13 protein-coding genes and 1 pseudogene are annotated in these 11,641 nt (G+C 73.7%); 10 read left to right on the forward strand and 4 right to left on the reverse strand.

Going from position 1 to position 11,641, the window contains the following annotated elements; translation table 11 throughout:
• Positions 1-147: 147 nt before the first annotated feature.
• Positions 148-951 carry a tyrosine-protein phosphatase gene (locus ABZ564_RS13850; RefSeq protein ID WP_360854690.1) on the forward strand — a complete coding sequence of 268 codons (804 nt, stop codon included), beginning with the start codon at positions 148-150 and terminating at the stop codon, positions 949-951.
• Positions 952-1,033: 82 nt separating this feature from the next.
• Here ABZ564_RS13850 and ABZ564_RS13855 read toward each other — a convergent pair whose 3' ends face one another.
• Together ABZ564_RS13855 and ABZ564_RS13860 are read right to left on the reverse strand one after the other, a co-directional pair.
• Complete coding sequence (locus ABZ564_RS13855; RefSeq protein WP_360854693.1) at positions 1,034-1,540, reverse strand: hypothetical protein; 507 nt, start codon at positions 1,538-1,540, stop codon at positions 1,034-1,036.
• On the reverse strand, positions 1,537-2,112 hold the full coding sequence (locus ABZ564_RS13860; protein WP_360854695.1) for a hypothetical protein: 576 nt from the start codon (positions 2,110-2,112) through the stop codon (positions 1,537-1,539). The genes ABZ564_RS13855 and ABZ564_RS13860 overlap by 4 nt, the downstream gene beginning before the upstream one ends.
• 226 nt (positions 2,113-2,338) lie before the next feature.
• Here ABZ564_RS13860 and ABZ564_RS13865 point away from each other — a divergent pair, with 226 nt between their 5' ends.
• Both ABZ564_RS13865 and ABZ564_RS13870 read left to right on the forward strand, forming a co-directional pair.
• Positions 2,339-2,743, forward strand: a complete 405-nt coding sequence (locus ABZ564_RS13865) for a DUF1992 domain-containing protein (protein WP_360854698.1) — start codon at positions 2,339-2,341, stop codon at positions 2,741-2,743.
• 44 nt (positions 2,744-2,787) lie between these two features.
• On the forward strand, positions 2,788-3,279 hold the full coding sequence (locus ABZ564_RS13870) for a GNAT family N-acetyltransferase (RefSeq protein WP_360854701.1): 492 nt from the start codon (positions 2,788-2,790) through the stop codon (positions 3,277-3,279).
• A gap of 18 nt (positions 3,280-3,297) precedes the next feature.
• Here ABZ564_RS13870 and ABZ564_RS13875 read toward each other — a convergent pair whose 3' ends face one another.
• A complete protein-coding gene (locus ABZ564_RS13875) occupies positions 3,298-4,125 on the reverse strand; it encodes a VOC family protein (protein WP_360854704.1) in 828 nt (275 codons plus the stop codon).
• Positions 4,126-4,289: 164 nt separating this feature from the next.
• Positions 4,290-4,622, reverse strand: a complete 333-nt coding sequence (locus ABZ564_RS13880; protein ID WP_360854707.1) for a DUF6479 family protein — start codon at positions 4,620-4,622, stop codon at positions 4,290-4,292.
• A 207-nt stretch (positions 4,623-4,829) separates the two neighbouring features.
• Here ABZ564_RS13880 and ABZ564_RS13885 point away from each other — a divergent pair, with 207 nt between their 5' ends.
• The 7 genes and pseudogenes from ABZ564_RS13885 to ABZ564_RS13915 all read left to right on the forward strand — a co-directional run.
• Positions 4,830-5,222 carry a hypothetical protein gene (locus ABZ564_RS13885; RefSeq protein WP_360854710.1) on the forward strand — a complete coding sequence of 131 codons (393 nt, stop codon included), beginning with the start codon at positions 4,830-4,832 and terminating at the stop codon, positions 5,220-5,222.
• A gap of 100 nt (positions 5,223-5,322) precedes the next feature.
• Entirely contained in the window at positions 5,323-5,889 is a 567-nt protein-coding gene (locus ABZ564_RS13890) for a 2Fe-2S iron-sulfur cluster-binding protein (RefSeq protein ID WP_360854904.1), read from the forward strand.
• On the forward strand, positions 5,886-6,872 hold the full coding sequence (locus ABZ564_RS13895) for a xanthine dehydrogenase family protein subunit M (protein WP_360854713.1): 987 nt from the start codon (positions 5,886-5,888) through the stop codon (positions 6,870-6,872). Before ABZ564_RS13890 ends, ABZ564_RS13895 begins: the two co-directional genes overlap by 4 nt.
• A 19-nt stretch (positions 6,873-6,891) precedes the next feature.
• On the forward strand, positions 6,892-8,991 hold the full coding sequence (locus tag ABZ564_RS13900; protein WP_360854716.1) for a xanthine dehydrogenase family protein molybdopterin-binding subunit: 2,100 nt from the start codon (positions 6,892-6,894) through the stop codon (positions 8,989-8,991).
• A 194-nt stretch (positions 8,992-9,185) separates the two neighbouring features.
• Positions 9,186-9,737 (forward strand): ATP-binding protein, encoded by a 552-nt coding sequence (locus ABZ564_RS13905; RefSeq protein WP_360854719.1) that lies wholly within the window; start codon positions 9,186-9,188, stop codon positions 9,735-9,737.
• 196 nt (positions 9,738-9,933) lie between these two features.
• Positions 9,934-11,346 (forward strand): NADP-dependent succinic semialdehyde dehydrogenase, encoded by a 1,413-nt coding sequence (locus ABZ564_RS13910; RefSeq protein WP_360854722.1) that lies wholly within the window; start codon positions 9,934-9,936, stop codon positions 11,344-11,346.
• A gap of 143 nt (positions 11,347-11,489) precedes the next feature.
• Positions 11,490-11,624: pseudogene (locus ABZ564_RS13915) on the forward strand (hypothetical protein); the annotation flags it as partial.
• Between the last annotated feature and the right edge of the window lie 17 nt (positions 11,625-11,641).

Raw genomic sequence — 11,641 nt, forward strand, 5'->3', positions numbered from 1 at the left:
ACGGGACAGCCCCGGGGCTCAGCCCTGCCCGCGCCCGATCGATGATTCCCGGCGTTTTACTTTGTCGATGTGACGACATCATGCGACTTTTGATCCGGCCAGGCCGAAACCGATTCGGATGCGTGCCGGGAAAAGAGGAAATCCATCGTGCAAACCGTCAGGGCCGTCCCGACCGTTTCCGCCCTCAATCTGCGCGATCTGGGAGGCATCCCCCTGGGCCCCGGCCGGCAGGTCAGGCAGGGCGTGGTGCTGCGCTCCGGCCGGCTCGGCGGGCTGGACCCGGTGGACGCCGCGACCGTGGCCGCGCTCGGTATCCGTACGGTCGTCGATCTGCGGACCGCCGACGAGCGCGCCTCGGCCCCCGACGCCCTGCCGCCCGGCTCCCGGCTCTTCGTGGCCGACGTGCTGGGGGACAACCCCGGCGTGACCCCCGCCCGGTTCCGCGCGCTGCTCGCCGACCCGGTCGAGGCGGAACGCCTCCTGGGCAACGGCAAGGCGGAGGAAGCGATCGCGCAGTCGTACCGGCACATGGTGCTCTCGCCGGGGGCCGCGGCCGCGTACCGCGCCTTCATCGACACGGCCGCCGACACCGCCGCGCGGCCGGTGCTCTTCCACTGCGCGACCGGCAAGGACCGCGCCGGCTGGGCGGCCGCCCTGCTGCTCCTCGTCCTCGGTGCCTCGCGGGAGGCCGTGCGACAGGAGTTCCTGGCGGTGAACCCGGCGCTGCGGATCGTCGGCCGGCCGTACGTGCAGGGCTTCCTCGACGCCGGCGGTGACCCGGCGATCGCCTCCGCGATCGTCGAGGTCCGCCCCCGCTACCTCGACACGGCCCTGGCCGCCATGGACGAACGCTGGGGCGGTCTGGACGGATACGTGCGCGACGGTCTGCGCGTCCCCGGCCCGACGCTGCGGCGGCTGCGCAGCGAACTGGTCGTCTACGCCGACGGGTAGCGGCTGCCGCCGCCCCCGCCGAGTGGCCGGCGGGCGCGGCGGCCACTCGGCGGCCTCCAGGTCTCCGGCCGGGGCCGGCTCCTCAGATCTTCAGGAGACGTTCGGTCAGGTCGCGGTAGTGCTGGAGGGTGATCCGCAGCTCCTCGGTCCGCGCCCCGGGGTCGCCGCCGTCGCGTTCGTCGACGTGCAGGGTGCTGCGGCGCTCCTTGAGCGCGTCCGTGAGGCCGGCGACCACCGCGTCGAACGTGGACTCCGCTTCCTCCACCGCCCGGTGCGGGCTCTCGACGAAGTCGGTCACCGCCTGGTGGAGGCGGTGGGCCAGCCGGTCCTGGTCGCCGGTCGGGAGCAGGGGGCCGGTGCCGTCGTACGCGCCGTGCGCCGGGCCGGCGCGGTCCGGCTCGTGCGGAGCCGCCGTCGTACGGAAGGCGCGGGTGCCGGTGTCGGTTTTGCCGCCGGTCACCGTGTCACGGGACGGGGCGCCCGAGGCCGTAAGTCCGGTTTCCGTGCGCCCGGTGTCCTTCTCGGCCAGGGGCACGGGCACGGGGGCCGCGGCCGGGCGCTGCGGTGTGCGGTCGATGTCCTTCGTCATGCCGTGCCACTTCCTTCCGCGTGGTGCTTGTCCCGGCGGACCGGTCGGCCCGTGCCGTTCGACACGAGGACGTCGAAGAGACCCCGGGCCTCCACGAGGGCCGTCCGCAGCTGCTCCGTGTCACCTTCGCCGTGCTTGGCGGCGTGCACCCGCCGGTAGCCGTGGACGTGCTGGGCGTGGTGGACGGAGAGCGCGTCGCTCTGCTCGTCGAAGTCCTTGCCGTCGGGGAAGCCCAGCTCCCGGGCCAGCTCCGCGAGGAGCGTGTCGGCGTCGGCCACCGCCTGCTGCGGCGAGTCGACGAACCGGTCCTGGACCCGCGCCCAGCGGGCCAGGTACTCCTTCCGGGCCTCCGGTGCCAGCGGGCGCTCGTCCAGCGAGCCGTGCCGCTTCAGCCGTTCGTTCAGTTCGTGTTCGGCGGCCTTGGTGTCGCCGTCGTGCCGGGCTACGGCACGGTCGTACTCGGGCCCGAAACGCCGCCGCAGCCCGTGGCCGCCGTTCCTCCGGCCGAGGACGAGGAACAGTCCGGCGGCCACCACCACGACGACCGCGAGGATGATCACGAGGGTCGTCATCGTCACCGCCCCCGGCGGTAGTCGGTTCGCAGGTCGCTGTGTTCCACTCCCACCATCCCTTTCGGTTCGTTGCCCGGCGTCGTTCCGTCCGGGCGTGACGCTCGTGTACCCCCGCGAACGCGTTCGAGACGTGGCGCGTGCGCGTCTGCCGCCCAACGGACGCCGTGGGGCGCCTCGGTAGGGTGGAAGGCGCCGCAGCAGGAGTACTCCGAGAGGGCGGATCACGGTGACCGAGCGCAAACCCGCGGGTGTCGGCTTCGAATCATGGGTGGACCAGCAGATCCGGGCGTCCGAACAGCGGGGCGACGTCTCCCGGCTGCCCGGGTTCGGCAAGCCGATCGAGGCGCTGAGCGCCCCGTACGACGAGGCGTGGTGGATCAAGGCGAAGATGCGGCGCGAGGGGGTCTCGGTGCTGCCGCCGGCGCTGGCGCTGCGCAAGGAGGCCGAGGACGCCGTCGCCGGCCTGCCGGAGATCCGGACGGAGGCCGGGGTGCGCCGGGTGCTGGCCGAGGTGAACGAGAAGATCCATGAGGCCGTCCGCCGGCCGCCGCCGGGACCGCTGCTCAACCTGCGGCCCTTCGACGTGGAGGCCCTGGTCGAGGAGTGGCGCGAGGCGCGCGCCGCCTCCTGAGGAGCCCCGAGCCGCTCCCGGCGCGGATGCGTAATACTCACTTCATGAGATCAAGCGTTACGCCGACGGGCCGCCGGGCATCCGGCGGCCCGGTCCGCGTCAGGCGGGCGACCGCGCGGGACGCCAAGCGCCTCACCCGTCTGGTGCGGTCCTCGCGCGCGTACGAGGGCCCCTACGCGCCGATGGTCGACGGATACCGGGTGGGGCCGGACTACATCGAGGTCCACGAGGTCTTCGCCGCCGTGCAGGAGACGACGGGCCGGGTGCTCGGCTTCTACTCGCTGATCCTGGACCCGCCCGAGCTCGACCTGCTCTTCGTCGCCGACGACGCGCAGGGTGCCGGCACCGGGCGGCTGCTGATCGGCCACCTGCGGCAGGAGGCGGGCGCCCGCGGGCTGCCCGGCGTACGCGTCGTCTCGCACCCGCCGGCCGAGGGGTTCTACCTGAGCATGGGCGCGAAGCGGACCGGCACCGTGCGGGCCGCGCCTCCCGCGGTGATGTGGGACCGGCCCGAACTGTGCCTGCCCGTCCCGTGACGGGCCCCGGCGTGCCGCTCAGGCCGGGGCGTCGTCCGGGGCGCGGTGGACGTCCGTGACGGTGAAGAGCCCGCCGTCCGGGTCGAGGAGCGTTGCCTCCCGGTCCGCGGGGCGCGTCAGCTCCTCCACGAGCGAGCCCCCGTGCTTGCGTGCCCGTTCGACGGCGAGCGTCACGTCGTCCACGGGGAAGTTGACCTGCCAGTGCGGGCGGACCAGCGGGTCGGGGGCGGCCTCGACCGCGCCGGAGCTGATCCGGGCCAGCTGGCGGCCCCCGCACTGCACGATCACCTCGTCCTTCGCGTACGACACCTCGCAGGAGCCGGGCTTCCCGCTCGCCCAGTCCAGCACCTCGCCGTAGAAGATCGCGGCCTCGAAGGCGCTCCGGGTGCGCAGCCGCAGCCAGGCGTGGGCGTGGCCGCCCGGGGCGGGCGGAGACGTCGCCGGTTCGGTCCGCTCCCAGATGCCGAACCCGGCCCCGTCCCGGTCGGAGGCCAGCGCCCCGCGCCCCTTGCCGAGCGTCAGTGGCCCCACCGCCACCGTGCCGCTGCGTTCCCGGATGCGGGCGGCGGCCACGTCGGCGTCCCGGACGGCGAAGTAGGGGGTCCAGGCCACCGCGACGCGGAACGCGGTGGCCACGGCGCCGATGCCGGCGACCGGCACGTCGCCGTGGCGGGCCACCGAGAATTCCTGGCCGAGCCGGCCCGGGCGGAAGGTCCAGCCCATCACCGCGCCGTAGAACTCCTGGGCGGACTCCAGGTCCCGGGTCATCAGATTGACCCAGCAAGGAGCCGCGGGCCCGGTCAGAGCTGCGCGCGCGGGCGCCGTGCCGGAGGTGCTTGGGGTCATGGGGCTACTGCCTTCATCGGGGTGCGACGCAGATGTCTGCGCCCTTCGGGGCCGTCACCAGCCTCACCGGGCGCGGCCGCTCCCGCAAACGCGGAGCGCCCACCCGCCGCGACCGCACGGGGCCCGGACGGCAGGCCGTCCGGGCCCCGGTCCCCGAGCGGGGGTCAATCGCGCTTGTCGTCGTCCTCGTGGCGGATCGGCTCGTTGCCGTGCTCGCCGAGCTCGTACGGCGACAGGCCGCTGCCGTCGGCCGGGAAGCGGTCGTCGCCGTGGACGTCCTGTTTCTCCTCGTGGCTGCGGCGGGCGGGGCCGACCGGCTGCTCGTCCGGCCGGGGCGGGGGCAGCTCCTGGTCGTGCCGTCGCTTGCCCAGCACGAAAGCGCCGATCAGCATGAGCACCAGGAGCACGCCGATCACGCCCATCACGACGCCCGTCGCGCCGCGTCCGTCCGCGAGGGTGACCGCCAGGGAATTCAGGGCTCCATCCGAAACGTCCATGCTTGCCGAATACCCCCGGACAGGGCTATCACTCGGGGTGGCGATCGAATTCATGTTTTAAGTGGATATGAGCGCAGAAAATGTTTCGAGCGGTGTGAGCCCGTACTTCGCCGGGCACGCGGGGAGTCCGGGCTGCTCCTGTCGCAGCCGACCGCGGGTGGGGTCAGCCTGGAGATGACGGCAACGCCCCCTTCGTAAGGAGCAGCGGTGAACAGCGCACAGGACAAGCGGCAGGCCACGGAGGACCACCACGACCAGGAGGTGTCGGTCGTCCTCAGCGGCTGCCCCGAGGACGACGCGCGCACGGTCTTCGACGTGCTGCGGGCCGCCTTCACCACCGACCGCTCCTCGGCCGACGTACCCCATGAGACCGAGGGCAGGCGGCCCACCGCCTGGGCCGCGACCGTCGACGTGTCCGAGGCCCGGGTGATCTCGGGGTCCGTGACGCTCGGTGCCCCCGTCACGGTCGATGTGCAGGGCGGCTACCGGGCTGTCGACCGGCTCCGGGAGGGCCTGGCCGACGCCTTCGCCGTCCGGGTTGTCGGAACGGTTTCGGGGGACCAGGAGGAGGAGGTGCGGCTGCGGCTGGAGAACAAGTAGGCCGAACGCCCGCGCGGGGCGACGACGGGACACCGGGCGACAGTACACATCTGGTAGAAATCGGACAAAGTGACTTCGTCGAAAGGTGTCGCACGTGGACCTGACCAGTTCGTGGGAGGGCGGCGCCGGAGAACCGCAGGCGCCCGGCGGCCGGCCCTCCGCCACCCTGACCCTGAACGTCAACGGCACCGACCGGACCCTCACGCTCGACCACCGCACCACCCTCCTGGACGCCCTGCGCCACCACCTGGACCTGACCGGGGCGAAGAAGGGCTGCGACCACGGCCAGTGCGGTGCCTGCACCGTCCTGGTGGACGGCCGCCGCGCCAACAGCTGCCTCCTGCTGGCCGTCGCCCACGACGGCTCCCGCATCACCACGGTCGAGGGCCTGGCGGACGGCGACCGGCTGCACCCGCTCCAGGAGGCGTTCCTGGAGCGGGACGCGTTCCAGTGCGGCTACTGCACGCCCGGCCAGCTCTGCTCCGCCGCGGGCGTCCTCGCCGAGGCCGACCACGGCCACCCCTCCCACGTCACCCCGCACGACGCTCCCGCGGGCGCCCCCGTCCGGCTCGGCCCGGAGGAGATCCGGGAGCGGATGAGCGGCAACCTCTGCCGGTGCGGCGCCTACCCCCGGATCGTCGAGGCCGTCGAGGACGTGGCGCCGTGAAACCCTTCGCCTATCTGCGCGCCGAAACCGTCCCCGACGCGGTCCGCGCCTGCGCCGCCCACCCCGGCGCCAAGTTCCTCGGCGGCGGCACCAACCTGGTCGACCTGATGAAACTCGGCGTGGAGGCACCCGGCCTGCTCGTCGACGTGAGCCGGCTGCCGCTGGACCAGGTCACGGACACCGCCGAGGGCGGCCTGCGCATCGGCGCCACCGTACGCAACAGCGACCTGGCCGCCCACCCCGCCGTACGCACCCGTTACCCCGCGCTCTCCCAGGCCCTGCTGGCCGGCGCGTCCGGGCAGCTCCGCAACATCGCGACCACCGGCGGAAACCTCCTCCAGCGCACCCGCTGTCCGTACTTCCAGGACACCTCCAAGCCCTGCAACAAGCGCGAACCCGGCACCGGCTGCCCCGCCCGCGAGGGCACCCACCGCGACCTCGCCGTCATCGGGCACTCCGAGGAGTGCGTCGCCACCCACCCCTCCGACATGGCCGTGGCGCTGGCCGCGCTCGACGCGGACGTCGTGCTGCACGGGCCGGAGGGCGAACGGACCGTCGCGGTGACCGACTTCCACCGGCTGCCCGGCGACAACCCCGACGCCGACACCGTCGTCCGGCCGGGCGAACTCGTCACCGAGGTGCTGCTGCCCCCGCTGGCCGACGGCACGGTCTGCCTCTACCGCAAGGCCCGCGACCGCGCCTCCTACGCCTTCGCGCTGGCCTCCGTGGCCGCCGTCCTGCGCGTACGCGACGGGCGGGTCGAGCACGCCGCACTGGCGTTCGGCGGGCTCGCCCACCGGCCCTGGCGGGCCCGCACCGCCGAGGAGATCCTGCACGGCGCACCCGCCGGCGACGCCACCTTCCTCCGGGCGGCCGACGCCGAACTCGCCGCGGCCCGCCCGCTGCGCGACAACGCCTTCAAGGTCCGTCTGGCCCGGCACCTGGCCGTCGACGCCCTCGCCGAACTCACCGCCCGCACCTGAAGAGCCGAGGACTCCCGCCATGAGCCACGCCCCCCAGTCCCTGGGCGCGCCCGCCGTCCGCCGCGAGGGCCGCGCCAAGGTGACCGGCGCCGCGCGCTACGCCGCCGAGCGCGGCCTGCCGGGCTGCCTGTACGCCTGGGCCGTGCCCGCCTCCGTGCCGGCCGGCCGGGTCACCGCCGTCCGTACCGTCGACGCCCTGGCCCACCCCGGCGTCCACTGCGTGCTCACCCACGACAACGCGCCGCGTCTTCAGGAGCCGGACGACCCGATCCTCGCCGTGCTCCAGGACGACCGGGTGCCCCACCGCGGCTGGCCTGTCGCGCTCGTCGTCGCCGACAGCCTCGCGAGCGCCCGCGCCGGCGCCGACGCCCTGCACATCACGTACGAGACGACCCCGCACGACGTCCTGCTGACCGAGGACCACCCCGGCCTCTACACCCCGGAGAACGCCAACGGCGGCTACCCGGCCGTCCGGGAACGCGGCGACTTCGACCGGGCCTTCGAGGCGTCGCCCGTACGCGTCGATGTCACGTACACCCTGGAGGCGCTGCACAACCACCCGATGGAGCCGCACGCCTCGACGGCCCACTGGTCACCCGCGGGGCACCTCACCGTGTACGACTCCAGCCAGGGCGCCACCAAGGTGCGCGACAGCCTCGCCGCCGCCTTCGGACTCGGGACCGACCAGGTCACCGCCGTCTCCGAACACGTCGGCGGCGGCTTCGGGTCCAAGGGCACCCCGCGTCCGCAGGCCGTGCTCGCCGCGATGGCCGCGCTGCACACCGGCCGCCCGGTCGAACTCGCCCTGGCGCGGCGCCAGATGCCGGCCCTCGTCGGGCACCGGGCGCCCACCGTGCAGCGCGTCAGGCTCGGCGCCGGGGCCGACGGCACCCTCACCTCGGTCGCCCAGGAGATCATCACCCACACCTCCAGGGTCAAGGAGTTCGTGGAGCAGGCCGCCGTACCCGCCCGCGTCATGTACGGCTCACCGCACAGCCGGACCACGCACCGGGTCACCGCCCTGGACGTGCCGAGCCCCTCGTGGATGCGCGCCCCGGGGGAGGCCCCCGGCATGTACGCCCTGGAGTCCGCCGTCGACGAACTCGCCGCGGAACTCTCCGTCGACCCCGTCGAACTGCGGCTGCGCAACGACCCGGCCGACGAACCCGACTCCGGCAAACCCTTCAGCAGCCGCGGACTGGCCGCCTGTCTGCGCGAGGGCGCCGAACGCTTCGGCTGGCAGGGACGCGATCCCGCCCCCGGCGTCCGCCGGGAGGGCGCCCTGCTGCTCGGCACGGGCGTCGCCTCGGCCACGTATCCCGTCTCCGCCGGTGCCAGTCACGCCTCCGCGCACGCCGCCCCCGACGGCACCTACCGGATCGCCGTCAACGCGACCGACATCGGCACCGGCGCACGCACCGTCCTCGCGCAGATCGCCGCCGATGTGCTCGGCACCCCGCTGGACGACGTGACCGTCGACATCGGTGACAGCGACCTGCCAAACGCCCCGCTGGCCGGCGGCTCATCCGGCACCGCCTCCTGGGGCTGGGCCGTGCACAAGGCCGCCGCCGGGCTCGCGGAACGGCTCGCCGCGCACACCGGGCCGCTGCCCGACGGAGGAGTGACCGTCCGCGCCGACACCACCGAGGAGACCGCCGAGGAGTCCCCGTACGCCCGCCACGCCTTCGGGGCGCACTTCGCCGAGGTCGCCGTCGACACCCGTACGGGCGAGGTCCGGGTGCGCCGCATGCTCGGCGTCTTCGCGGCGGGCCGCATCCTCAACCCCCGCACCGCCCGCTCCCAGTTCATCGGCGGCATGATCATGGGAATCGGCATGGCCCTGACCGAGGGCAGCACCATGGACCCGGTCTTCGGCGACTTCACCGAGTGCGATCTCGCCTCGTACCACGTCCCCGTCTGCGCCGACGTGGCCGCCGTCGACGCGCACTGGATCGACGAGGACGACCCCCACCTCAACCCCATGGGAAGCAAGGGCATCGGCGAGATCGGCATCGTCGGCGCCGCCGCGGCCGTCGGGAACGCCTTCCGGCACGCCACCGGCGTCCGGCTGCGCACCCTCCCGCTCACACCCGACCGGGTGCTCACCCATCTGCCGTGATCTTTGGGCCGTGCACCTCCGGCCTGGCGAAAGCGACGGTCACCCGGGGCGCGCGGCCCGATATGTTGCGCGACCGGCCCAGCCGGGTCACCCTGTGGAGTGACCCAGAAGAGACATCTGCTCACTCTTCGTATTCGGGGGTCGTTGGTTCAACGAGGCGAAGTACGTGGGCCTCGATGTGAGGAGCCTCGACGATGACCGTTCCACTCGACCGTCACTATCTGGTCGAACTCCAGGTTTCCGCAGAGCGTGTGGACCAGCTGCGACGAATAGTCGCCGCGCATCTGCGCCACTGGAGTCTCGAACTCCACGTGCGGCCCGTGTGCCGTGCCGTGGAGGAGCTGCTGACCAATGTCCAACGGCACGTCGGTGACGACAACCACTGCGTCGTCGAACTCCGCTGGTCCGGACGGCACCTCACGGTCTCCGTCGCCGACAACGGCTCCGAGATGCCGCGGCTGCTCCACGAGGGCGGCGGCCTGAGCCGGGTCATGGCCCTCAGCGACAGCTGGGGCACCTGCCGGACCGCCCAGGGCAAGGTCGTCTGGTTCACCCGGTACGCCCAGGAGCCCCAGCACATCGAGCTGGTGCCGCTGCCGCCGCTGCCCGGCGTCCGCGAGTTCCGCCGCCCGCCGGCCGCGGTCGCGGAGATCCCCGACCCCGTTCAGGCCGGAGCGGAGCGGACCGCCGCCGTCGCGGCCGGGACCGAGGAGAACGTCCCCGACACCGCCCCCGCCCTCGTCTGAGGCGTACGGCCCAGGGCGACGCGGAGGCACCCGCCCCCGCCACCACGGCCCCGCCGGCGCGGATCGCATGCCCCGAGCACGCATGATCCGCGCCGGCGGGGTATCCGGTGGCGGGGGCCCGCCGTGCCGCGGCCCGCGTTGCGGCCGGGGCTGCCGCGCGGCACGGTCGGAATACCGAGGCAAGGAGGCCACAGTCATGCCCATCGCGACGGTCAACCCCGCCAACGGCGAGACGCTCAGGACGTTCGACGCGCTGGCGGACGACGAGATCGAGAAGCGGATCGCCGCGGCCGACGCCGCCTTCCGCGACTACCGCACCACCTCGTTCGCCGAACGGGCCCGGCTGCTCAACCGGGCCGCCGACCTCCTGGACGAGGACCAGCAGGACATCGCGCGCACCATGACCCTGGAAATGGGCAAACCGATCAAGGCCGCCCGCGCCGAGGCCGCGAAGTGCGCCAAGGCGATGCGCTGGTACGCGGCCCGCGCCGAGGGACTGCTCGCCGACGAGCACCCCGCCCCCGCCGACGTCGAGGACGCCGGCGCCGTCCGCGCGTACGTCCGCTACCGGCCACTGGGCCCGGTCCTCGCCGTGATGCCGTGGAACTTCCCGCTCTGGCAGGTCGTGCGCTTCGCCGCCCCCGCCCTGATGGCCGGCAACACGGGCCTGCTGAAGCACGCCTCGAACGTGCCGCAGACCGCGCTGTACCTGGGCGACCTCTTCCACCGCGCCGGCTTCCCGGCCGGCTGCTTCCAGACCCTGCTCGTGGGTTCCAGGGCCGTCGAGGGCATCCTGCGCGACCGCAGGGTGGTCGCGGCCACCCTGACCGGGAGCGAACCGGCCGGACGCTCCGTCGCCTCGGCCGCCGGAGACGAGATCAAGCGCACCGTCCTCGAACTCGGCGGCAGCGACCCCTACCTCGTCCTGCCCTCGGCGGACGTCGCCAAGGCCGCCCGCACCGCCGTCACCGCCCGCGCCCAGAACAACGGCCAGTCGTGCATCGCCGCCAAGCGGTTCATCGTGCACACCGAGGTCTACGAGGAATTCGCGGAACGCTTCACCCTCGGCATGCGCGAGCTGACCGTCGGCGACCCGCTGGAGGAGTCCACCGACGTCGGACCGCTCGCCAGCGAACAGGGCCGCTCCGACCTGGAGGGACTCGTCGACGACGCCGTGCGCCGGGGAGCGGAGGCCCTGTGCGGCGGCGGCCGCCCCGAGGGCCTGGGCGGCGGTCTGGAGAACGGCTGGTTCTACGCCCCCACCGTCCTCGCCGGCATCACGCCCGAGATGCGCGTCCACCACGAGGAGACCTTCGGCCCGGTCGCCTCCCTCTACCGGGTGGACAGCCTCGACGAGGCCGTGGAGGTCGCCAACGACACCTCCTTCGGACTCAGCTCCAACGTGTGGACCCGTGACGCCGGCGAGGCCGGGCGCTGCGTCCGGGACCTCCAGGCCGGCGGCGTGTTCTTCAACGGCATGACGGCCTCCCACCCCGCGCTGCCCTTCGGCGGGGTGAAGCGCTCCGGCTACGGACGTGAGCTCGCCGGACACGGCATCCGCGAGTTCTGCAACGCCACCACCGTCTGGTACGGCTCCGAGCCCCGGTGACCGTACACGCGGCGTCCCCGCCCGCTGAGAGGTGACCACGAGCGACGCCCCACCGTCCGCGCCGGCGGCCGGCCCCCGCGACGAGGAGCTCGACGCGCACTGGCGGGCCGCCAACCACCTGGCCGTCGGGCAGATCCACCTGAGGGACAATCCGCGAACCCGACGTCGTCCTCGCCTGTGCCGGGGACGTACCCACGCTGGAGACCCTGGCGGCCGCCCGGCTGCTGCGGCGCCACCTGCCGGAGCCGGCCGTGCGCGTGGTCAACGTCGTCGACCTGCCCGAGGTGGCGAACTG

Source organism: Streptomyces sp. NPDC019224, assembly GCF_040632605.1.
GTDB lineage: Bacteria > Actinomycetota > Actinomycetes > Streptomycetales > Streptomycetaceae > Streptomyces.

What these genes read in the sequence shown, in the direction of transcription:
- ABZ564_RS13855 (WP_360854693.1), bottom strand. Translation starts at nt 1,540, where the DNA reads ATGACGAAGGACATCGACCGCACACCGCAGCGCCCGGCCGCGGCCCCC.
- ABZ564_RS13870 (WP_360854701.1), top strand. Translation starts at nt 2,788, where the DNA reads ATGAGATCAAGCGTTACGCCGACGGGCCGCCGGGCATCCGGCGGCCCG.
- ABZ564_RS13900 (WP_360854716.1), top strand. Translation starts at nt 6,892, where the DNA reads ATGAGCCACGCCCCCCAGTCCCTGGGCGCGCCCGCCGTCCGCCGCGAG.
- ABZ564_RS13905 (WP_360854719.1), top strand. Translation starts at nt 9,186, where the DNA reads ATGACCGTTCCACTCGACCGTCACTATCTGGTCGAACTCCAGGTTTCC.
- ABZ564_RS13880 (WP_360854707.1), bottom strand. Translation starts at nt 4,622, where the DNA reads ATGGACGTTTCGGATGGAGCCCTGAATTCCCTGGCGGTCACCCTCGCG.
- ABZ564_RS13875 (WP_360854704.1), bottom strand. Translation starts at nt 4,125, where the DNA reads ATGACCCCAAGCACCTCCGGCACGGCGCCCGCGCGCGCAGCTCTGACC.
- ABZ564_RS13910 (WP_360854722.1), top strand. Translation starts at nt 9,934, where the DNA reads ATGCCCATCGCGACGGTCAACCCCGCCAACGGCGAGACGCTCAGGACG.
- ABZ564_RS13860 (WP_360854695.1), bottom strand. Translation starts at nt 2,112, where the DNA reads ATGACGACCCTCGTGATCATCCTCGCGGTCGTCGTGGTGGTGGCCGCC.